Here is a 20,595-nt window from a genome sequence, read left to right on the forward strand (position 1 = left end):
TCAAAAAAACACCGAATCCTTAATCACTGGGGCTTGTTCCTTTGAAGTGATTATGGACTCGGTGTTTCTTATTGTCGTGATTTTCACAATGCAAGGCTTTCAATGGAGGCAAGGTGTGACAGCTTGAACCGTTCTCACTTTAAGCGCTGGAGACGGTTCATTTGATCCTTTTGCTTGGTGGTTTATTTCTGTCTTGACCGGTGGGCAAGGTTTACCAGGGAGACCTGCCGGTCTTGGGCCCAGTCTCGTAAAGACCCAGTCAGGACGAGGTCCGTCTCCCTTAAGTCCTTAAGGTTGCGACAACCTAAAAGGAGCATTAACAATTGGATCGCTTCCTGCCATTCCTCTACTCGATCGAGCGTGGCTGCCACTCCGTCTTCTAGAACGGACTGGAGGAAGAAGCCAGCTAACCCACCAGCTCTAGCCCCTAAGGCCAGGGCCTTGACGAGGTCATAGAAGTTGCGGATGCCACCTGAAGCAAGAATCTCAAGCCGGCCTTGCAGAGGAAGCGATTCGAGCAGGGACTCAGGCGTGGTTTGCCCCCAATGCTGGAGGCTGGCTAAGTCGAGGCGACCGCCGCGCTGGTTCTCAATTGCGATGAAGTTTGTACCCCCTCGGCCACTGATATCCACGGTCTGGACCCCAAGATCCAAGAGTGCTTGCAGAGTGTCCGCCGTCATGCCGAAGCCGACTTCTTTAACGATGACGGGGACGCTCAGCTGGGTCACCATTTCGGCAATATTCTCCTTCCAGGTCTCAAAGTTGCGGTCGCCTTCCGGCATGGCAATCTCTTGTGGGGTGTTGAGATGGATTTGGATGGCATCCGCTTGGATCAGGTCAATGGCTTTTTGCGCATTTTGCCAAGAATGGTGAGCGCCTAAGTTGGCCAGGATGAAGCCATGGGGATTCATTTGTCGGATAATGGTATAGGTCTCACGAACTAAGGGATCGTGGAGGGCTGCCGATAGCGACCCGACGCCCATGGCGAGACCGGCTTCCTTGGCGACTTGGGCCAAGCGGGAATTGATGGTCTTGGCCTGGTCACTGCCACCGGTCATACCGTTGATATAGAAGGGCAGACGGTGGTGATGGCCGGCCCATTGGGTTGACAGGTCGACTTGGTCGAGTCGAAGATTGGAAAAGGAATGGTGGAGAAAGCGGATCTCATCGAAGGGATTCCAGTCTCGGTCGCCTTGTTGGGCAAGACCAAGTTGAATATGATCGTCTTTGCGTTGCTGGGCCTTGGCTGGCTCCTGCGAGGGGAGTGGCTTCATAAGGGGCTCCTTTCTGGGTAGCGTGGGGCAGCTGGGACGAGATCGAGGGGTTGAATAGCATGATTCTGCCATGCCTGGTGGATCGCAGCTAGGGCTTGGGGATCACTACCGACTGCCAGACCACAGTCCCCCCCACCGGCTCCAGAGGATTTTCCGTAATAGCCAAAGTCTTGCGCCAGGTTGATTAAGTCGGTCAGTGAAGGGGTCTCAATCACCACTTGATAATGGTAGCTGAGCCCTAATAAGGCTTGGCGATAGTCTGTTAGACCTGGGCCGACTGCTTGAATGTCTTGGTGGTCAAGAGCTGTCTTGATGCGATCAACGATTGATTGGGCCTGGCGAAGAAAGTCCTGATAATAACTTGCTTCTTCTTGGACCTTATCAGCCAGGACTTCAACTAATCGGTCGGTTGAGGCCGGTCGTTGGGTCCAACCGACTAGGACCTGAAGATCTGGGGGAAAAGGGATGGGCTCAATCACTAAGCCGGGCCACTTTCTTTCGATCAGGTCTTGCAGGACTACTGGGTGAGCGACTTGGTCTTTCAACCATGCCCGATCAGGCGCACTATAATAGACCCATCCCCCGTAAGTCGAAGCGGCGATATCGCCGAAGCTCCCTTGGCTCTTAAGCCCTAAATGGGCGAGAACCGCTAACTTATAGGTAGTTAGGGGATCCAGTGTGATACGGTGGGCGGTTAAGACGGCTTCGAGGGTGGCGATGGTGACGGCCCCACTCGAACCGAAGCCATATTTTTGGCCCTGACCATCGATCAAATCGGACTGGTAGTCGATTTGCCCCCCTTGGATGGCAATGCCACGCTCGGCTAGGAATTGTTGTGCAACCTGCAAGGCACTTTGCACATAGCGCCAGGGGCCGACTTTGGGACCAACGACTTCCGTCAATGGTAGGAAATCCGACGGATAGCCCGCTTGCGGATTCGTCAAGTGGAAGAAGGGGACTTCGCTCGGAGTAAACTGGGCCTCTAGATAGCGGTCAACTGCCAACAGGATGGCCGGTTGGTTTGGGGCCAGGACGGCATATTCCCCGACCAGATAGAGCTTACCTGGGACCTGACTCGTAAAGACAGTGGAACCGGTCACGCTGGGTTCACCTCCAAGCTAAAGGGCCCCGGACCGGGTCTAGAAATAATGAGCTGGTCGAGGGGGAAGACTTGACTGAGTCGTTGGCGGATGGCTTCTGCTTGGCTATAAGGGCAGAGGACCTTGACATTCGGTCCAGCATCCATGGTGTAATAAGCGAGAAAGCCTGCTTGACGCAAGCGGCGGACTTGATCCATGGCTGTCAGGCTTTCGCCTTGGAAATAACAGAGGCTGGGGTTGGCAGAGAGGGCTAGGGCATGCATGGACATGGCATTATGTTCTGCGATCTCTCCAATGGTTTGCAGGTCATGGTCCAAGATGGCCGGCTTGATGTGGGCTAAGTCCTGGTCGACTTGCTTGGCCCATTGTGGATAGAAGGGCGAGGTCTGCATGGTATGGTCCATGGCCCAACGGCTGGAGAACTTCTTAGCCGCTTGGTTGACAATGATGACGACCATGGCGAGGTCCCAGTCAGCATCAGCAAAGGGCTGACCATAGCTGGTCTCTGATTGGTCGCCTTGACCAGCGACCCACTCCACAAAGCCTCCATAGAGCGACCGGGTGGAAGACCCAGATCCCTGGCGAGCGATGATGGAGAGGTCTCTCCTTGACAGGTTTAAATCAAGGGCGGCATTACAAGCACAGGCCAGGGCTGCATAGGCCGAGGCTGAAGAGGCCAGGCCAGCAGCGGTCGGCACATAATTCTGACTGGTCACTTGAACTCGATAAGGGACCTGGGCTTGGCGCCGGAAGTGGTCTACAAATTGACTGACCTTGGCAGTCGCCTTGGGATCCTGCACTTGTCCATTGAGGATAAAGGAGTCTTGGCGATCATCGGGCTTGAATTCAACTTGAGTCTGAGTATAAAAAGCCTCCAGCGTCAAGGAGAGGCTGGGGGTGACAGGAAGAATTAAATCGGAGTGCCGCTTGCCCCAATACTTAATCAAGGCAATGTTGGTATGTGCTTGATAATGGGCTTGATAGGTTGGCATGTTCCCACCTCCTAGAGTGTTGATAGGCCTTGGGATAGGTCGAGCGACCAGGTGACCTCAGCCCCGCTCTTACGCATGGCTTGGGCAATCTGGTGGGCATGGTCTAGGTCTCGAGCCAGGGCGATGACACAGCCTCCTAGCCCCCCGCCCGTTAATTTGGCCCCTAAAGCCCCCGCTAACCAGGCTGCATTAATAATCTGGTCGAGGTGCGGGTTGGAGACCCCTAACTGGTTAAGGTAGTAATGGTTATAGGTCATGAACCGGCCCAGTTCATTCGGGTCATTTTGGCGGATGGCCCCATAGGCCTGATTGACAAAGTAGCCAATCGTCGCCATGGACTGTTCGACAAATTCTGGTTTCTTCAAACGGAGTTGGTGGACATGGTTCACGGCGAGCCGGGTCCGGCCTGCTTGACCCGAGTCGGCGACAACCAGGACGGCATCCAGCCTGAAGTCAAAGGCCTTTGCTGGCCGACTTTTGCGGTAGATATAGGCAGTTTGACTGGAGGTGACGAGGGTATCAATCCCTGAAGTGGATTCATGGGCGATGACCTCTGCCTCATTGGTCAAGAGTCGCAAGTGGTCTTGTGCCAGTGGTACTTGATAGTAGTCACAGATTGCCCGAATTAAGGCGACGACCACAGCTGCGGAAGACCCCATGCCCCGCTCTTGTGGGATGGTCGAGTGAATCTGGATCATGAGCGGGTCTTGGCTCTTATGAAGACTTTGTAAGGTGAGTTGGATCGCCTTCTTGAGATTATCAAGACTGGCAGGTGCTTGGTTCAAGCGACCGGTATGATAGCGACAGTCAATCCAGGATTCTTGGTCCGGACTGGCTTGTACTGTCACCTTGACTTGAACCGCATCGAAAGGGATCGCAATCGCAGGGTAGTCATAGACGACCGAGTGTTCCCCCATCAGGATAATTTTACTATGGGCTTGACCCCGTCCGATCCGTAGGGGATGAGTGGATGACTGGGATTGATTGGTTTTTGGCGAATGTGAATGAAAGTGTTGCTCCACTGGCTTACCTCCTTTCTGGTTAAATTGCAAGGATGAATAGTTACTGTCATGATAGCAATTCTTATGGGCCACCGCTATCAATTGAGCTTTTCCAATTCAATATTGTAACATAGATCCTTGAGTCTGTGTATGACAAGAACCTTCACCCTCAACTAGGACAAAACTCGCGCCACAAGAGGGAGGATTATTTGTTATAATAGGGTCAGTAGGTTCGCGACCGCAAGGTCGTGTTTACTTAGAATGGGTTAGGGAAGTCCTAGCCATCAGGGAATGGAGAGAGTCAGTAGCGATGGATTATTTATCGAATGATTATTATATGATCTTTAACCGACAAGAATGGAAAGAATTTCAGGCATCGGACTTAGAAGTCCTATCGAACGACCAGTTGGCCCGCTTGGTTTCAATCCAAGACCGGTTGAGCCAGACCGATGTGCGGGAAGTCTATGGGCCTTTGTTACACTATATCGAGACGGACTTTCACTATTCACAGAAATACAATCAAGCTCGCCAAGCCTTCTTTGCAGGAGAAGAGGCAGACTACCGGAAGGTTCCCTTTATTATCGGGATCTCGGGTAGTGTCGCAGTGGGGAAGAGTACGACGGCTCGTTTGCTGCACCAACTATTAGCTGAGGCCTTTCCTGATCGCAAGGTTGAAATGATCACCACCGATGGGTTTTTATACCCCAACCAGGTCCTGGAAGACAAAAATATGATGCGACGCAAGGGCTTCCCCGAATCTTATAACATGCCGCTCTTGTTGTCCTTTATGTCTCATATTAAGACCAAGGACTCGCCCTTTAGTGTGCCGGTTTATTCCCACGATCATTATGATATTGTACCTGGTGACTACCGGGTCATTGACCAGCCCGACATCCTGATTGTTGAAGGGATCAATGTCTTCCAACTGCCTACTAACCAGCAGATCTATGTCTCAGACTTCTTCGACTTCTCCATCTACATTGATGCGGAAGAGAGCCTTATTCATCAATGGTTTGTCTCGAGATTTCTGGCCCATCTGGAATTGGCCAAGGAAGACCCTAATAGCTATTACCACGAGATGACCGGTATGAGCCGGGAAGAGGCTGTGGCTTATGCCGATGATGTCTGGTATACGATTAACTTACCCAACTTGATCCAAAATATTAAGCCAACCCGGTCGCGGGCGGATGTCATTCTGCATAAGACAACAGACCATTATTTAGACCAAGTCCTAGTTAAGAAGTATTAAAGGAGCTTTCGAACTTTGTCAAAAATGACTTGATATTGAAATAAAATCGGTGTATCTTAGTTACTTATTAATAGGATTTAAGGAGGAAAATTTCAATGGATGTAACAGAAATTAGAAGACCGGATGACATGGTGCGGATCACTACACCGGAATTAGCTGCCAGCTTTATTGAAGACCAAGTGGCCTTGATCAAGGACCAAATCCAAGACAAGAAGGTTCTACTGGCTCTATCTGGTGGGGTTGATTCATCTGTAGTCGCTGCTCTCTTAATTAAGGCGATCGGCAAGCAATTGATCTGCGTACATGTCAACCATGGTCTACTGCGCAAGGGAGAACCTGAACAAGTCGTTGAAGTTTTCCGTAATCAAATGGATGCCAACTTGGTCTATGTAGATGCTACTGACCGCTTCTTGGACAAGTTGAAGGGGATCTGTGACCCAGAAGAGAAACGTAAAATAATCGGTCACGAATTCATCGAGGTCTTCAAGGAAGAAGCGCAAAAATTGACCGATGTGGACTTCCTAGCCCAAGGAACCATCTGGCCCGACATCTTAGAGAGTGAAGATGGGATTAAAGCCCACCACAATGCGGGTGGACTACCCGAAGAAATGAACTTCCAATTAGTGGAACCCGTGCGGACCCTCTTCAAGGATGAAGTCCGGATGGTGGGACGCGAACTCGGCTTACCTGATACCATGGTCGACCGGCAACCCTTCCCAGGACCTGGTCTAGGTGTTCGCTGCCTAGGCGAGATCTGCCGTGACCGCCTGGAAGCCGTCCGTGAATCGGATGCAATCCTGCGGGAGGAATTTGCCAAGAATGGACTCGCTGGTAAGGTATGGCAATACTTCACTGTCGTCCCAGACTACCGGTCAACCGGTGTCAAAGACGGTAAGCGGACTTGGGATTGGCCGGTAATTATCCGGGCAGTCAATACCGAAGATGCCATGACCGCGACGGTTGAAGCCGTCCCACATGATCTGATGATGCACTTAACCGACCGAATCACCCATGAAGTGCCTGGTGTGAACCGGGTCCTTTATGATTTCACTCCCAAACCAACCGGAACCATTGAGTGGGAATAATAGCAAAAAAAACAAAAAACCTGTAAAATCAATGGATACAGAAGATTAAAAACTGTAACTGGGATTAAAATGGGAACATTTGTTAAAAAGAATAAATTGAATAATAGTTCCAAGTGGTTTAGAAAAGAGTGACAGCCCTGGTCTTTAGACTAGGGCTTTTTTAGGCATATAGTAATTTTTAGTGGACACTTAATATATTATTTTTTAGGAGCAAATAAATTAATATGAAAAAATTAAAATTCAAAATATTTGTCTTTAAGCACCGTAAAATATTAGCGATTTTTTTTACATTTATTGTAGTTATTTTCTTACTAAAACTTTATAAGAGTTATAATTTAACGAAAATAACAAATGACCCTACTACTTTTAGTGTAATAGCCACTCTATTAGGTGCTGTAATAGGCGGAGTATTTACACTTTTAGGATCTATATGGGTAAATAAACGAGAGCAGAAATCTGTATATAATCTAAGAAGGAAAAATATTATTTATAGTCCATTATATGATGAACTAATTAATATAAAATGCAATATCTTAGAAAAAAATCAATATCCTGGCTATATTGATTTTGGTATAGGACAACAGACAATCATCCCTCATCCTCAGTATTCAGCATGGGATAGAATTAAGAATGATACAAGATACCTTGAAGTGCCATTATTACTTAAAGATCAAATGGAAAAACTTTATGATAAATTGCGTGAATATATTTCGATTAGAAATAGTGCAAATGCTGAAATAAAGGAAATTGTTAACAAGGTATTGGTAATGAATGGTTTAGAACCTAGCACAATAATCAATTTAGGAGATGTTTTATCTTCTGATATTTTGCAAGGAGAAGATGTTGATATATTCAATGAAATTTATATTTCGAAAGAAAATTGTAATATATCTAAAGAGTTAGTTAAGAAAATTAATTTGCAAGTATTAAATCTTGCAAACGAGCTTTCAAGTTTAAATAACATAAGAAGAGTATATATTCTATGGATGCAAGAGCAAGATAAAGCAATCGAAATACTATCACTATTGATAAAAGAAATTATGCAAAAGTATGAGGGGTAATTATGTTTAGAGGTTTGAATAAATATAAAATAGAAAGAATTCTAATAGAAAAAATGGAGTCTGATCCTGATTTGAAGTATTACCTAAATGATGAAAGCCTTATAAAGGCAATCAATCTGCTTATTAAGGGTATTGCTCAGGTAATTGATGAGAACAATAAAGAATTAGAAAGAGATTTTAAGAGAGAAATTAGACATTATTGATATTTTAAAAGTACTATTTATGATAAAAATTAACAGAATTGCAGAGGTGGGTAAAAGGAGCTATGATGTAAGTTAGAATAGCTCCTTTTATTAGACTATTATATTTTGAAGAAAAAGAAGTTTTTGAAACTAAAATGAAACTTGCTATAAAACAAAATCTGATTTGGCAAAAGATTATATTACTAAGAGCGAAAAACTTTGAGACTGTGAAATTATTTTTGTATTTTTTAAAGATTTTAGATACAATCCACATAAAACTTATGAATAAAGAAAAGAAGAATACCCTTATGTAAGAGTATTCTTGACAGGTAATGATATGCTGACCTTTGCGCCTATTGTATCAGTCCTATTTTCTAAAACAAGACTTCCTCCATGCATCTTAATAATTTGTTCGGCGACAAATAATCCGATACCATAGTTTTCTTTTGAATTCCTACTTTTGTCTCCTTGATAGAATTGATCTGTAGCATATAATAGGTCTTCACCTGTAAATCCATGTCCTTGATCTAGTATTGATATTTCGAGCGTATCAGCTTTGGAGCATATAATTAATTTAATAGTTGAGTTTTTAGGACTTTGCTCCTCGGCGTTACTCAAAATATTTAGAAAGGCTCGTTCAAAATTTTTTAAATCTACTATTAAAAAATCATCATCATGGTTAATATCTTCTAAAAGATTTAATTTATAAGTCGATGTGAATTCTTTAGCTAGTTTTTCAATGTTTTCTGCAAATTCTTTTGCTCTAATTTGAGTAAAGTTTAATTCATTTACTTGGTTAGATTTATTAACAAGCATTAAGGTTTCAATATATTTACTAATACGGTTTGTGTTTTTTCTAATATAACCTAGATAGCTTTCCTGATCTTCTGTTAGGTTTGTTTCTCCCAATAATTCTGAGTTTCCTTTTATAATTGAAAGAGGAGTCTTTATATCATGGCTTAATGCTGAAATCTGATTTCTTTTTTTCTCTTCCTCTCTCCAGTTTGTCCTTAAAGATTCACTTAATCCTACTTTCATTTTTTCTAAACTATCTAATATGGCATTAAATTCCTGGATATTTGACTTTTTAACTTGGAAGTCTAAGTTTTGTTTCCCGATTTCTTCCGAAGGTTCTAACAAAGGATTTAATTCTTTTGATATTTTCTTTGCCCAAATTAATGTGGTGGTAACAATACTAATAAGGCAAAATATTATCAGTAAAATTAGTAATAAAATATTTATTTGTGGTAGATTTTTTTGCATCCAAGGACTTTTATAAGAAGGTTTTAGGTTATAAGCGACAAGTACATATCCATCTGATCTTTGTATTTCCATAAAAGATAAATTGGCATTAGAATAACCAGATCCCTTATGATAGTTAACGGCTATATCTTGGATATTCTTATTCATATTTGTTTCTACAACTTTTTCGTCTTTTGATAAAAATAGATAGGATGTATTATTTGGTAGCAGTGATTTATCGAATTTTTTTGAAGTGGCAATGTCTGTCCTTTTTTCAAGAATTAAACTCTCAGTATGGTTTGCTGGAAATATCCACTTAAATTGATAAGAAGTGGATATAAAAGCTAGGATTAATAAAACGGAGATTGCTAGTCCTAGTCCAATACTTAACAAGTATTTAAAAAGTATATGTTTAAGAGATTGACCTTTTGATTTTAATTCCATTTATATCCGATCCCCCATACTGTTTCAATTGGATTTTCATCATATTTTTGAAATTTTGCCCTAATATTTTTTATATGCTCTGATATTGTAGATGAATCTCCTATACCATCAAATCCAAAGATAAGCTCATATATTTGCTCTTTTGAAAATACTTGTCCTTTTCTTTTTGCTAGTAATTCTGAAATTTGATACTCAGATTTTGTCAAATGAACTTTTTCATCTCCTACAAAGACTTCATTGGAAGACAAATCAAAACGAATCTCACCGAGATTTAGACTAGTGTGTCGTTCCCTTTTTTCTCGTCTTAAATGTGCCTCTATACGAGCTAGGAGTTCTGCTGCACCAAATGGCTTTGTGATATAATCATCTCCTCCAATTAATAAGCCTTCAACTATATCTTCTTCCATAGTTTTTGCTGTTAAAAAAAGAATAGGGCAGTCTACTTTAGCTCGAATATCCTTACAGAAACTAATTCCGTCAATACCTGGCATCATAACATCAAGTAGAATCAAATCATATTTACTAAGCTTACTATTATCAACGTCTAAAGGATTTTGATATACATCGACTTGATGGTTGTTCTTTTTCAAAATGTTTTTTATTAGATCAAGCATATCTAGCTCATCATCAACTGCAAGAATTAAAGACATTTTATCACCTCCTAATTTTAAATTAAAAACTTTTATTCACTAACAGATTTCCCATCCCACTTATTAAACCAAATAATTGAGGAAATAAATAGGATTAAGATAACAAACAAGGCTACAAAGCTCCAAATTCTCAACTCCTTATAAAAATAGGAAGGATCCGAAACTTTGCGCATAATAATATACATAGCTGGAAGTCTAGATGACCACGTACAAGGAATAAAATACCAAATACTATCGCCAATGACAGTCATTGAAAGTAAAGCAACCAATGTTTCTAAAAAACCTAATCCAATAGATGCACCACTACTTAATACGATTGATACCCAAAGATGAATCATGTATAGAGAAAGGCTGCTAATAACAATTAGGGAAAATTCAATAAGCCAATCTGAGATATTTTGATATCCTGTTAATATTGCAAAAATCAAAACAGCTAAAGATAGCGAAATAACAAATCCCAATTCTAGCACAAGTAGTTTTCCTAAATTAGCTTTAGTTCTAGATTTTGTAGTAGATAAGAGCACTTGAAATTTCCCAGCACCCATTTCCATATCAACTACTTTTGAAGTTATAAAACTTAATATTATTGGTATTACCGCTCCTAAAAGTACAAAATATGTTTGGCTTATATCGTTTTCTTCAAAATTTTTTAATCCAGTAGTTTTTGATGCCACATAAAATAATAAAGAATAGGCTATAGGTAAGACTATGTGAATCCAAGGAAGCCAGGTGCCTTTAATTTTGTATATTTCTGATTTTATTATATTTATCATTATTTTACCTCTTGTTTTGAAAACCAATTTGCAGTTATTATTGTAAGTAATGTAAATAGACATATAGATAATATGCAAGGAATATATAATGATGTGTTTGATATTATTGGATTTGATACTTCCGTCAAGACACCACTTGGTAAAATATGCATAACAGGAATCATTAATCTAATTCCCCAAGAATATGGGCAATAAATCCAAAAAGCACCGTCAGACAACAATATTCCTGATCCTAAACCTAATACTGCATTTACTGCAATACATGCGATAAAGCCAAATTTTTTTGCTAAGAAAAAGCATAGAGGGATTTGCCAAATATTAGTTATTATTAGTAGGGCACTAGCAAATAGCAAGGTTGTAAATGTATAGTTTGGACTTAATTGACCACCGATTAAAAATTGAAAAATATATACACCTAGCATATGAACTATAGTGGTAATACTCATGTAAATTAATGCTGTGATTATTTTTGAAACCCATAACTTTTCAAGCTTAATATTTAGAGGAAAAACTGCTCTGTAGTTTAATTTTCGACTTTCTTTCCTATCCATCATTGCTGGGATTAAGGCAAAAGTTGCAGGCATTATTATGACGTACCACCAGTTATAGGAATTAGTAGTGAAATAACTTGGCATAAGAAATAATGATAACAAGATTAAAGTTATTGGCATAATAACTAATAACTTCTTCAAGAAAGTGCGCTTATTTTTTAAATTTTCTGCAAGAATATAATTTATCATTTGTTACATCCCCATTCCACTTTTTATAACATCCATAAAAAGTTCTTCTAAATTATCATTATGGTTAATGATGTTTTGATATTGCAATTTTCCATTATTAATAATCCCAATATGATCAGCAGTTTGTTCAACTTCTGCTAAAATATGACTAGACAAAATAACGGTTATTCCTTTTTTTGGGAAAGATCTTATTAAATCACGCAATTCTTGAATTCCTACAGGATCAAGTCCGTTTGTTGGTTCATCTAAAATCAGAAGCTTAGGATTATTTAATAAGGCAATAGCGATACCTAGCCTTTGTTTCATTCCTAAAGAAAATTGACCACTTTTCTTTTTGCCAGTATCTTTTAAACTTACTATTTCCAAAACTTCATCAATCCTAGAATGTGGTAATCCTAGTAGTAGTGTCCTTACCTTTAAATTTTCCCTAGCTGATAAGTTTTCATACAAGGCAGGCATCTCTATCAAGGCACCAATATCCGACAAATCGTCACGACTCCACTCATGACCTTCAAAAAAGATTTGACCAGATGTTTTATGAATCATTCCAGTAATCATCTTTAATGTAGTTGATTTACCTGCTCCGTTAGGTCCTAGCAAGCCATAGATAGAATTCTCTTTTATTTTTAAAGAAATACTATCTACTGCTTTTTGCTTTCCAAAAGTTTTAGTAAGATTTTTTGTTTCTAATATAAATTTGTCCATATAAATGAACCTCCTCTTCATTTTATAAATTTAGTATAAAATACAAATTTAAGGATTCCATAAGGAAGATAAGATTCTTTAAAATTTAATAGCTTATTTTTATCCTAAAAGTAGATATATTATCTGGTACTGGGACTGGGACGGGACAAAAAATCTGAAAATGTCCTATAATTAGGTGGATTTAGTGATATTAGGAAAAATAGAATATAGTATTTTGAATGGTTTGGGATATATCGGACATTTGGAAAAGAAGAGTGGGAATAATAAATAAAAGAAGCTCTGGGGGAACCAGGGCTTTTAAATAATTTAGCTGTTTTCTCCAAATTCCCATTTGACATTCCCCTCTAAGTTGCGTATACTGACCAGAGAAATTTAAGGGATCTTTAAACATGCTCGGGAAGCATGAAAGCACCAGAATAATTAAGGCGATCGCGAGGAGTCTGATTGACTTCTTTGTGGTGGCATCCTCATGATGGACTTTTATGAACCGACACGCATGTGTGGGTTCTTTTTTTTAGAGATTGGGAGGGAGGATGAAGATGGATGCACAGAAGCCGATCATTGCGCTAGACTTCCAAGATATGGACCAATTGTGGGCTTTCTTGGATGCATTTGATGAACCATTGAATGTCAAGATTGGGATGGAACTCTATTATACCAGTGGGTCCCAGATGATTGCCGCTCTGAAGGAAAGGGGGCATGAGATCTTCCTGGACTTAAAGTTGCATGATATTCCCAATACCGTCAAGTGGGCCATGAAGTCGTTAGCTCAACAGGGGGTGGCGATCTTGAATGTCCATGCTCTAGGGGGCAAAGCCATGATGCAAGCGGCTGTGAAAGGTGTCAACAAGGGGACAGCCGATGGGGGACAGCGTCCCCTGGTCTTGGCAGTCACCCAGTTGACATCAACGAGTCAGAGCCAATTACAAGCCGAACAGCTGAGTCAAGCGACTATGGAAGACAGTGTTAACCACCTCGCTGGCCTGGCACAGGCAGCACAATTAGATGGGGTGGTCTGTTCTCCCTTAGAAGCCAAGGCCATCAAGGACCAGTTTGGACAAGACTTTATGACGGTGACCCCTGGGATTCGCTTAATCGCTGGTCAAGATGACCAGAAGCGAACAGCCACGCCTTATCAAGCGGCCCTCAATGGGAGTGATTATATTGTAGTGGGGCGTCCCATCACCCAAGCGTCTGATCCAGTCCAAGCCTACCAGGCCATCAAGGAGGATTGGCAAAGGGGATTGCAGGATAAAGGCCAAATCAAAGAGGAGGAGATTAAATGAAGGAAGTTGCCAAGCAAGCAGCCCAGATTCTACTAGAGATTGAGGCGGTCTGTCTGAGCCCTCAAGTGCCCTTTACCTGGGCCAGTGGCTTGAAGGCCCCAATCTATACCGATAACCGCCTGATCATGTCCTTTCCTGACCAGCGGCGCGTGATTGAAGGAATGTTAGGCCAATTGATCAAGGACCACTATCCGCAGGTGACCATGATAGCGGGAACAGCCACTGCTGGCATCCCGCACGCGGCCTTTGTCGCCAGTGACCTCAACCTTCCCATGACCTATGTCCGGTCTTCAGCTAAGGATCATGGTAAGGGGCGGGCGATTGAGGGCAAGCTGCGTCCTGAAGACCAGGTGGTTGTGGTGGAGGACCTGATCTCGACCGGGCGTAGCGTCCTCAATGCAGCCAAGCAAGTGCAGGCAGAAGGAGCCAAGGTCTTAGGGGTTGTCAGTATCTTCAACTATCAATTACCAAGTGGCCAGTTAGCCTTTGACCAAGCAGGGATCCCCTTCCACTCCTTGACCGACTATACCACCCTCTTGCAAGTGGCGGCTGACCAAGCAGACCTTGCCAGCCACCTCTCTTCGCTAGAAGCTTGGCACCAAGACCCTCAAGCCTGGAGTCAAGCCCACTCATAAGTCACTGTTGAAAAAAACAAAAAATTAATAAAGAATGCCGAGAGCATTCATTAAGGAGACGATCGATATGATAAACAAGCAGACGAATGACCGCAGAGCCTTGATCACGGCGATTATTGGATCAGGTCTTGATGACTTAAACGTGATGTTTCTAGCTTTCTCTCTACCAAGCATTATTTCCAGCTTAGGGATTAGTCAGACACAAGCTGGCTGGATTGCGACCATTACTAACTTTGGTATGTTGTTTGGTGGGATCGTATTTGGAATCCTAGCAGACCGTTACAATAAATACCGGGTCTTCAAATGGACCATCCTGATCTTCTCACTGGCGACAGGCTTGATCTTCCTCACATCGAACATCTATTATCTCTACCTCATGCGGTTCATTGCCGGAATTGGCGTTGGGGGAGAGTATGGGGTAGCGGTCGCTATTATGGCTGGGATTGTACCTCCTCAAAAGATGGGACGGATGGCGGCCTTAAATGGGATTGCGGGTCAAGTCGGTTCGATTTGTTCAGCCCTCTTAGCCGGATTGGCGGCACCCTTACTTGGTTGGAAAGGCCTTTTCTTACTCGGACTCTTGCCTTTGCTCTTAGTGGCCTATATGCACCAGCAGGTCGATGCGGACCAGATCTCTAACCGCCATGTGGAGGAAGACCAGACCAGTCGTCCTTCCATTAAGGAATTATTCGCGACGCCGGCCCTGGCCCACCAGTCCATCGCCCTAATGGTGATGACCACGGTTCAAATTGCTGGCTACTTTGGCATGATGAACTGGTTGCCGACGATCATGCAAGAGTCGCTTGGTCTCTCCATTAAGAATTCGTCGACTTGGATGATTGTTACCATTATCGGAATGTGTATTGGGATGTTGGTCTTTGGACAGATCCTTGACCACTTGGGGCCGCGTTTAGCTTATAGCCTCTTCCTCTTGATGTCAGCCGCTTCCGTCTACTTGTTCCAATTTGCGAATTCTGCCTGGACCCTGATGGTTGGTGGGATGATTGTTGGCTTCTTCGTGAATGGCATGTTCTCAGGTTATGGGGCAATGGTTAGTCGGCTCTATTCTGGGCGGGTTCATTCAATCGCCAATAACGTGATTCTCAATGTCGGCCGGGCCATTGGAGGGTTCTCTTCTGTGATTATTGGGAAGATTCTAGATTCTTCGTCCGTCGCGATGGTGATGTTCTTCCTAGCTTCTCTTTACCTGGTAAGCTTTATTGTGATGTTATCCATCCCACACTTACAGAAGGACCGCTATGATGAACTGTTAGAATCCGACGGGGTCCAAGCGACTTACAGTGAAGTGGAACCGTCAGTGGTCTAAGCCAGCATTTTTTCGATCACTCAGCAAAGTGAATCAGACTCTGAATAGACAGTTCCCCCTTAGGGGGTCCGTCGGAGCTCTGGTTCACTTTTTGTAATGGGCCGGATCCTTTATGGGAATATTCGCAAGATGGTCAACCGGCAAGCAAAAAAGCCGAGAAATTTATCATTTTATGTGATCAAGATCTAGGATGCTTGAAAACCAGGCTCTATCGATGATTCCTTACAAGGAGCCCGTCACAAGATTAGGAAGTCTGGCAGATTTAGGATATACTATAATAGATAGGAATTTTTTAATTGAAAGGAGTTATCATGACAGCAATGATTAAGGTCGACCATTTAAATATTGCGAGTGACCAGCAAATGATTATCCAGGACTTATCCTTTGAGATTCAGAAGGGGGAATTTGTCTCGATTACGGGTCCTTCTGGGAGTGGTAAAAGTACGGTCCTCAAGTATTTAGCGCAATTATTGGACCCCCGTTTGCAGGTTTCAGGAGACTATCAGCTAATGGGCAGGGAGGCATCGGATTATACACCGGTTGAACTGCGGCAACATGTTGCATATTTCTTCCAGACCCCAAGTTTGTTTGGCGAGACCGTCCAAGATAACCTGGCCTTTCCTTATGAAATTCGCCATCAACCCTTTGACCAGAAGCGGGCAGAACAGCTCTTGCAGGAGGTTGATCTGAGTGCTTCCTTCCTCAACAAGTCAATTACATCCTTATCAGGAGGCGAGCGGCAGCGGGTGGCCTTGGTGCGGAATCTGATGTTTCCCGCGGAAGTTCTCTTGTTGGATGAGATCTCGAGTGCCTTGGATTATGCCACCCGGCAAATTATCTGGCGGATGTTGAACCAATATCGCCAAGACCATGAGGCAACGATTCTCATGATCAGTCATATGGATGAGGAGCATGAGATGACAGATCGTAGAATCGAAATTACTAAGTTACAAGAAGGAGGGGACCTTAATGCCTAATCAATTACAAGCTTCACCTGTTTCTCTGATCTTTGCCTTTCTTCTGGTTGCGGTAGCCATGGGGATCTCCTACCGAGAGCAACTGAAGCTAGAAAAGGAAATCATCATTGCAGTGACCCGGATGGTGATTCAATTGGTCGCTGTGGCCTATGTCTTAGGCTATATCTTTAAGATTGATAATTTCTGGTTGACTTCCTTGATGGTCTTAATTATTGTCATCAATGCCTCCTTTAATGCGGCAGGCCGGGGCAAGGGGCTCCAACAACCCTTCCTGGTCTCCTTTGTGGCCTTGGCTTCGACAACGGTCTTAACCTTAGGGATCCTCGTCCTCTCTGGTAACCTGAAGTTCATTCCTTCCCAAATTATTCCAATCACGGGGATGATCGTTGGAAATTCGATGAAGTCCGTGGGCTTGGTCTATTCCAACCTCTTCCAATTGTTCAAGGACCAACAACAAGCGGTCATGGAGCGCCTGGCTCTGGGAGCTACCCCCTACCAAGCAGCCCATAAGGTGATCCAGTTGACCATTAAGAACGGGATTCAGCCTACGGTTGATATGATTAAGACCACTGGAATTGTCAGCCTGCCAGGTATGATGTCTGGACTCATCTTTGCTGGGATTGACCCGATGAAGGCGATTGTCTACCAGATTATGGTTATGTTCATGTTGATTGGGGCGACAGCCTTTGCGGTGTTGATTGCGACTTACCTGTCCTACCAGTCCTTCTTCAATGACCGTTATCAATTAAACACAAATTTGCGTGACTAATCGAAATCTTAAACGCGTTGATGATGAAGCCTCCCGTCCTTTCAGCTTATGAGAGGCGGGAGGCTTTAATGTCCATATGAGAAGGAGAGGATCGGATGGAAGTCATCTATCAGAATTTATTACAAGCCAGTCAAGAGGCGATACAGGCCAAACAAGCCCCGACCATATGCGATTTAGAAGCGGTGTGGAGTCGCTACAAGTACCTGGTCCTAGAATATTCTCCCCGGCACTACCAAGCCATTCGTCAAGTCCTCAAGGATAAGACGGCTTACCCCGACCAGGCCCTCTTTGATTATCTAGCCCAAGCCTTGGCCCAACCCTTGGACCCCGCGACCCAAGTCAATGCTTATGACCATGTGTGGGGGCATTTTAAGAAGTTGGCCACTGATCAAGAGAAGGCCCATTACCTGGACCTGCGCCAATCCTTCTTGGCCCAGCAGGTTGACCGTCAGGCCATTAAGACCTATCTCAATCAACTAAGTAAGACCTATCAGGATAAGTATTTGAACCATTCTTATTTCTTCTATGGCGTGGACAAGTCAATCCCCTTATGACGTAAGTTGATCAAGCAGGCTTGCAAGTAGTCTGCGTCATGTTCTGGATAAAGGGGGTCGGTGGGGTCGATCGGTGACAGGTCATGGTAGGGAGGCAGGGTTTTGCCACGGTAAGTGGCGATTCGCCAAGCCGGTGCGACTTGATAGCCGCGGGCCGTCATCTCATTCATCACCAGGCAATGGTATTGGAATAATTTATAAGGATTGTAATTAAAGACATATTGAACGGTGGTATGCTTTTTGCCCCATCCGCCCCCGCGCAAGGCGCAACATTCCCGGTGCTGACCCAGTAATTGTTGGCGGGGAAGGCGAGGGATAAGGGATTGGTGCCATAAACGCATGGTCTTTCACTTCCTCTGCTAGTTGCTTTGGTTCTATATTAGCTAGCCAGGATGGCAACAGTCAATCAAACTGGCCCAGAATGATTTCCTGACAAAGAGGATTAAGCGCTAAGATTAGGTCCAAGCGAATGGTTAAGAGTGCAGGGACTGCTCTTTGTCTTTTTATTTATCTTAAGGATTTATTCTCAAGCCAAGAAAGCGTATAATTGAGAGAATCAATGATTGATCAGGAGGATTTTATGAAGAAATTATTTGTCGTACTGGCTTTATGTTTACTTGCCGGTCCCCATTATGTTCAAGCAGCCGATGAGGAGTCAACGACCACGACCGTCGAAGTCAGTGAACCAACTGGGTCCTTCAGCGAGTATCAAGGACAAGCGATCGCGGACTATCTGAAAGAGACCTACTTTACCCGGAAGATGGACGCCAACGACCGGATTCAAGCCTACTATGACCAATACCAGGCTTATAAGGAGACAGAAGACTATCAAAAATTGCTAGCAGAGGACCCTCATGTTGAGAAGTTTGACCGGGTCTTACAATTATCCTTCCAGGGTTTGATGGGTCAGCTGGACCAGATCTTTCTAGTCCATCTCAAGGATTATCAGACCAAGATGGCCGAAAGCCAGGCCCTATACGAAGAGGAGAAGCTAGAGGTCACGGAGGACCTAGTAGGCTATATCGCTAAGATTACAGCCAGCAACCCCAAAGAAGTTCAAAAGAAGACTTACAACCAAGACCAATTATTAGAGTACTGGCAAGGCTACCACTATTTCCAACAAGCAAGTCAACTCTCAGAAGCCCTCAAGGAGGCTTATCACAAGCACTTCCCAGGTCAAGAAAATCTAGAAGCGGTTGATGCCTCCTATGCGGAGAATAAGGACAAGATCCATGCCATGTATCAAGACTTTATTGGCCAACTTGAATTCGTAGATGAACTCAGCCAAGAAGAGATCGATCAGATCGAATCGGGCTTGCAGCGGATTGAAGACCTCTTAAAGGTTGCGGAAGATCAGCCTGTTGAAGAGGCAGTCAAAGACGGTCAAATCGGGCGTCAGTCCTAATTGAGCGTTAGCCCTTGACTCAGCGGGCTGGCCGATCATTCGCTTTTTTTCGCTTGTCTATGCTACCATAGACTTATCATCAATAAGGAGGAATTAAGACCATGGTTGAAACCTATTCATTATCAAATGGCACGACTATTCCTAAGATCGGCTTTGGAACCTGGCAATTAGAAGAAGGAGAAGTGGCCTATCAGTCTGTTCTGAAGGCTCTGGAATACGGCTACCGTCATGTGGATACAGCCCAAATCTATGGCAATGAGAAGAGTGTGGGACAAGCGATTGTGGATTCTGGTGTTGACCGTGAAGCGATCTTTCTCACGACTAAAGTCTGGAATGACAAGGGGACCTATGAAGAAACATTGGCCTCGATTGATGAGTCTCTCGCGAAGTTGCAGACGGATTATGTCGACCTGCTCTTGATTCACTGGCCCAATCCAGCTGAATTTCAAGCTGATGATGCTTGGAAAGAGCGGAACGCCCAGGTATGGCGGGCGATGGAAGAAGCCTATCAAGCAGGCAAAGTGAAGGCCATTGGAGTCTCTAACTTCTTGCGCCACCACTTAGAGCCCCTCTTCCAGACCGCTCAAGTTAAACCTATGGTCAACCAGATTAAGTTATGTCCTGGTTTACCGCAAGAGGACCTTGTCGACTTCTGTCGCCAACACGGGATGTTACTCGAAGCTTATAGTCCACTTGGTAAGGGAGCAGCCTTCTCAAATGAGACCCTTAAGCAATTAGCCGATAAATATGACACGACGATTGCCCAACTGGCGCTTAAATGGTCGCTCCAACATGGTTTCTTGCCTTTACCACGTTCGCAAACACCTGCCAATATCAAGTCGAACCTGGAAATTCTAGACTTTGACCTGCCGGCAGAGGATCTCTCTAAGATGGATCAGATTAAAGACCTGGTGGAAGCGCCAGATCCAGACCATGCCGATTTCTAACCGGCTCTACTTCTAAGTAGACCAAGAATAGCTAATTTTGCGTTGGTCATCTTTTGACTGGTTGGAAAGACCAATCGAATGAACACCACTTGCTCTTTCATCACGCGAGATGGAAGCCCCAGCAAGATTGGCGAGGGCTAGCAGTTTACTGGTACAACCCTGCCTAAGAGCGTCGCTTGGCCTACCTTTATTTTGGA

22 protein-coding genes are annotated in these 20,595 nt (G+C 43.8%); 12 read left to right on the forward strand and 10 right to left on the reverse strand.

Annotation, left to right across the window (positions count from 1 at the left end):
• Positions 1-182: 182 nt before the first annotated feature.
• From fni to mvk, 4 genes are read right to left on the reverse strand one after another with little or no spacing between them, the layout of a single operon-like run.
• A complete protein-coding gene (gene fni, locus HMPREF9708_RS04680) occupies positions 183-1,274 on the reverse strand; it encodes a type 2 isopentenyl-diphosphate Delta-isomerase (RefSeq protein WP_006309059.1) in 1,092 nt (363 codons plus the stop codon).
• On the reverse strand, positions 1,271-2,374 hold the full coding sequence (locus HMPREF9708_RS04685) for a phosphomevalonate kinase (RefSeq protein ID WP_006309060.1): 1,104 nt from the start codon (positions 2,372-2,374) through the stop codon (positions 1,271-1,273). Before HMPREF9708_RS04685 ends, fni begins: the two co-directional genes overlap by 4 nt.
• A complete protein-coding gene (gene mvaD / locus HMPREF9708_RS04690) occupies positions 2,371-3,366 on the reverse strand; it encodes a diphosphomevalonate decarboxylase (RefSeq protein ID WP_006309061.1) in 996 nt (331 codons plus the stop codon). The genes HMPREF9708_RS04685 and mvaD overlap by 4 nt, the downstream gene beginning before the upstream one ends.
• A gap of 11 nt (positions 3,367-3,377) precedes the next feature.
• Positions 3,378-4,388, reverse strand: coding sequence for a mevalonate kinase (mvk, locus tag HMPREF9708_RS04695; RefSeq protein ID WP_006309062.1), 1,011 nt, complete (start codon positions 4,386-4,388; stop codon positions 3,378-3,380).
• Between the two features lie 289 nt (positions 4,389-4,677).
• Between mvk and coaA the strand changes: the two genes are divergently transcribed.
• From coaA to HMPREF9708_RS04715, 4 genes are all read left to right on the forward strand, one after another.
• Complete coding sequence (gene coaA, locus HMPREF9708_RS04700; protein WP_006309063.1) at positions 4,678-5,616, forward strand: type I pantothenate kinase; 939 nt, start codon at positions 4,678-4,680, stop codon at positions 5,614-5,616.
• A gap of 95 nt (positions 5,617-5,711) precedes the next feature.
• Positions 5,712-6,701, forward strand: coding sequence for a glutamine-hydrolyzing GMP synthase (guaA, locus tag HMPREF9708_RS04705; RefSeq protein WP_006309064.1), 990 nt, complete (start codon positions 5,712-5,714; stop codon positions 6,699-6,701).
• Positions 6,702-6,925: 224 nt separating this feature from the next.
• On the forward strand, positions 6,926-7,762 hold the full coding sequence (locus tag HMPREF9708_RS04710) for a hypothetical protein (RefSeq protein WP_006309065.1): 837 nt from the start codon (positions 6,926-6,928) through the stop codon (positions 7,760-7,762).
• 2 nt (positions 7,763-7,764) lie between these two features.
• The gene (locus tag HMPREF9708_RS04715; RefSeq protein WP_006309066.1) at positions 7,765-7,965 is read left to right on the forward strand and encodes a hypothetical protein; all 201 of its coding nucleotides are present in this window, start codon (positions 7,765-7,767) and stop codon (positions 7,963-7,965) included.
• A gap of 285 nt (positions 7,966-8,250) precedes the next feature.
• Here the strand turns inward: HMPREF9708_RS04715 and HMPREF9708_RS04720 are convergent, their stop codons facing one another.
• Genes HMPREF9708_RS04720 through HMPREF9708_RS04740 form a run of 5 tightly spaced genes read right to left on the reverse strand, consistent with a single transcriptional unit; the run spans position 8,251 to position 12,498 of the window.
• Entirely contained in the window at positions 8,251-9,630 is a 1,380-nt protein-coding gene (locus HMPREF9708_RS04720; protein WP_006309067.1) for a sensor histidine kinase, read from the reverse strand.
• The gene (locus tag HMPREF9708_RS04725) at positions 9,621-10,280 is read right to left on the reverse strand and encodes a response regulator transcription factor (protein WP_006309068.1); all 660 of its coding nucleotides are present in this window, start codon (positions 10,278-10,280) and stop codon (positions 9,621-9,623) included. The genes HMPREF9708_RS04720 and HMPREF9708_RS04725 overlap by 10 nt, the downstream gene beginning before the upstream one ends.
• Positions 10,281-10,312: 32 nt before the next feature.
• Positions 10,313-11,053, reverse strand: coding sequence for a lantibiotic immunity ABC transporter MutG family permease subunit (locus tag HMPREF9708_RS04730; RefSeq protein ID WP_006309069.1), 741 nt, complete (start codon positions 11,051-11,053; stop codon positions 10,313-10,315).
• Positions 11,053-11,793 carry a lantibiotic immunity ABC transporter MutE/EpiE family permease subunit gene (locus tag HMPREF9708_RS04735; protein WP_006309070.1) on the reverse strand — a complete coding sequence of 247 codons (741 nt, stop codon included), beginning with the start codon at positions 11,791-11,793 and terminating at the stop codon, positions 11,053-11,055. Before HMPREF9708_RS04735 ends, HMPREF9708_RS04730 begins: the two co-directional genes overlap by 1 nt.
• Before the next feature lie 3 nt (positions 11,794-11,796).
• A complete protein-coding gene (locus HMPREF9708_RS04740; protein WP_006309071.1) occupies positions 11,797-12,498 on the reverse strand; it encodes a lantibiotic protection ABC transporter ATP-binding protein in 702 nt (233 codons plus the stop codon).
• A gap of 539 nt (positions 12,499-13,037) precedes the next feature.
• On the opposite strand from HMPREF9708_RS04740, the gene pyrF reads away from it, so the two are divergent.
• The 6 genes from pyrF (at position 13,038) to HMPREF9708_RS04770 (ending at position 18,046) form a co-directional block, all read left to right on the forward strand.
• A complete protein-coding gene (gene pyrF / locus HMPREF9708_RS04745; RefSeq protein WP_006309072.1) occupies positions 13,038-13,784 on the forward strand; it encodes an orotidine-5'-phosphate decarboxylase in 747 nt (248 codons plus the stop codon).
• Entirely contained in the window at positions 13,781-14,419 is a 639-nt protein-coding gene (gene pyrE / locus HMPREF9708_RS04750; protein ID WP_006309073.1) for an orotate phosphoribosyltransferase, read from the forward strand. Before pyrF ends, pyrE begins: the two co-directional genes overlap by 4 nt.
• A 67-nt stretch (positions 14,420-14,486) precedes the next feature.
• Entirely contained in the window at positions 14,487-15,746 is a 1,260-nt protein-coding gene (locus HMPREF9708_RS04755; RefSeq protein WP_006309074.1) for an MFS transporter, read from the forward strand.
• Between the two features lie 311 nt (positions 15,747-16,057).
• Positions 16,058-16,723, forward strand: coding sequence for an ABC transporter ATP-binding protein (locus HMPREF9708_RS04760; RefSeq protein WP_006309075.1), 666 nt, complete (start codon positions 16,058-16,060; stop codon positions 16,721-16,723).
• Positions 16,716-17,492 (forward strand): ABC transporter permease, encoded by a 777-nt coding sequence (locus HMPREF9708_RS04765; protein ID WP_006309076.1) that lies wholly within the window; start codon positions 16,716-16,718, stop codon positions 17,490-17,492. Before HMPREF9708_RS04760 ends, HMPREF9708_RS04765 begins: the two co-directional genes overlap by 8 nt.
• 95 nt (positions 17,493-17,587) lie before the next feature.
• A complete protein-coding gene (locus tag HMPREF9708_RS04770) occupies positions 17,588-18,046 on the forward strand; it encodes a YbgA family protein (protein ID WP_006309077.1) in 459 nt (152 codons plus the stop codon).
• On the opposite strand, the gene HMPREF9708_RS04775 is transcribed toward HMPREF9708_RS04770, so the two are convergent.
• Positions 18,016-18,387 carry a TIGR02328 family protein gene (locus HMPREF9708_RS04775; protein ID WP_006309078.1) on the reverse strand — a complete coding sequence of 124 codons (372 nt, stop codon included), beginning with the start codon at positions 18,385-18,387 and terminating at the stop codon, positions 18,016-18,018. The genes HMPREF9708_RS04770 and HMPREF9708_RS04775 overlap by 31 nt on opposite strands.
• A gap of 239 nt (positions 18,388-18,626) precedes the next feature.
• On the opposite strand from HMPREF9708_RS04775, the gene HMPREF9708_RS04780 reads away from it, so the two are divergent.
• Positions 18,627-19,451, forward strand: a complete 825-nt coding sequence (locus HMPREF9708_RS04780) for a hypothetical protein (protein WP_006309079.1) — start codon at positions 18,627-18,629, stop codon at positions 19,449-19,451.
• A 101-nt stretch (positions 19,452-19,552) separates the two neighbouring features.
• Entirely contained in the window at positions 19,553-20,398 is an 846-nt protein-coding gene (locus HMPREF9708_RS04785; RefSeq protein WP_006309080.1) for an aldo/keto reductase, read from the forward strand.
• The last annotated feature ends 197 nt before the right edge of the window (positions 20,399-20,595 follow it).

The organism is Facklamia languida CCUG 37842 (genome assembly GCF_000245795.1).
Classification (GTDB): Bacteria; Bacillota; Bacilli; order Lactobacillales; family Aerococcaceae; genus Facklamia; species Facklamia languida.

What these genes read in the sequence shown, in the direction of transcription:
- fni (WP_006309059.1), bottom strand. Translation starts at nt 1,274, where the DNA reads ATGAAGCCACTCCCCTCGCAGGAGCCAGCCAAGGCCCAGCAACGCAAA.
- mvaD (WP_006309061.1), bottom strand. Translation starts at nt 3,366, where the DNA reads ATGCCAACCTATCAAGCCCATTATCAAGCACATACCAACATTGCCTTG.
- coaA (WP_006309063.1), top strand. Translation starts at nt 4,678, where the DNA reads ATGGATTATTTATCGAATGATTATTATATGATCTTTAACCGACAAGAA.
- guaA (WP_006309064.1), top strand. Translation starts at nt 5,712, where the DNA reads ATGGATGTAACAGAAATTAGAAGACCGGATGACATGGTGCGGATCACT.
- HMPREF9708_RS04710 (WP_006309065.1), top strand. Translation starts at nt 6,926, where the DNA reads ATGAAAAAATTAAAATTCAAAATATTTGTCTTTAAGCACCGTAAAATA.
- HMPREF9708_RS04715 (WP_006309066.1), top strand. Translation starts at nt 7,765, where the DNA reads ATGTTTAGAGGTTTGAATAAATATAAAATAGAAAGAATTCTAATAGAA.
- HMPREF9708_RS04720 (WP_006309067.1), bottom strand. Translation starts at nt 9,630, where the DNA reads ATGGAATTAAAATCAAAAGGTCAATCTCTTAAACATATACTTTTTAAA.
- HMPREF9708_RS04725 (WP_006309068.1), bottom strand. Translation starts at nt 10,280, where the DNA reads ATGTCTTTAATTCTTGCAGTTGATGATGAGCTAGATATGCTTGATCTA.
- HMPREF9708_RS04730 (WP_006309069.1), bottom strand. Translation starts at nt 11,053, where the DNA reads ATGATAAATATAATAAAATCAGAAATATACAAAATTAAAGGCACCTGG.
- HMPREF9708_RS04735 (WP_006309070.1), bottom strand. Translation starts at nt 11,793, where the DNA reads ATGATAAATTATATTCTTGCAGAAAATTTAAAAAATAAGCGCACTTTC.
- HMPREF9708_RS04740 (WP_006309071.1), bottom strand. Translation starts at nt 12,498, where the DNA reads ATGGACAAATTTATATTAGAAACAAAAAATCTTACTAAAACTTTTGGA.
- pyrF (WP_006309072.1), top strand. Translation starts at nt 13,038, where the DNA reads ATGGATGCACAGAAGCCGATCATTGCGCTAGACTTCCAAGATATGGAC.
- pyrE (WP_006309073.1), top strand. Translation starts at nt 13,781, where the DNA reads ATGAAGGAAGTTGCCAAGCAAGCAGCCCAGATTCTACTAGAGATTGAG.
- HMPREF9708_RS04755 (WP_006309074.1), top strand. Translation starts at nt 14,487, where the DNA reads ATGATAAACAAGCAGACGAATGACCGCAGAGCCTTGATCACGGCGATT.
- HMPREF9708_RS04760 (WP_006309075.1), top strand. Translation starts at nt 16,058, where the DNA reads ATGACAGCAATGATTAAGGTCGACCATTTAAATATTGCGAGTGACCAG.
- HMPREF9708_RS04765 (WP_006309076.1), top strand. Translation starts at nt 16,716, where the DNA reads ATGCCTAATCAATTACAAGCTTCACCTGTTTCTCTGATCTTTGCCTTT.
- HMPREF9708_RS04770 (WP_006309077.1), top strand. Translation starts at nt 17,588, where the DNA reads ATGGAAGTCATCTATCAGAATTTATTACAAGCCAGTCAAGAGGCGATA.
- HMPREF9708_RS04775 (WP_006309078.1), bottom strand. Translation starts at nt 18,387, where the DNA reads ATGCGTTTATGGCACCAATCCCTTATCCCTCGCCTTCCCCGCCAACAA.
- HMPREF9708_RS04780 (WP_006309079.1), top strand. Translation starts at nt 18,627, where the DNA reads ATGAAGAAATTATTTGTCGTACTGGCTTTATGTTTACTTGCCGGTCCC.
- HMPREF9708_RS04785 (WP_006309080.1), top strand. Translation starts at nt 19,553, where the DNA reads ATGGTTGAAACCTATTCATTATCAAATGGCACGACTATTCCTAAGATC.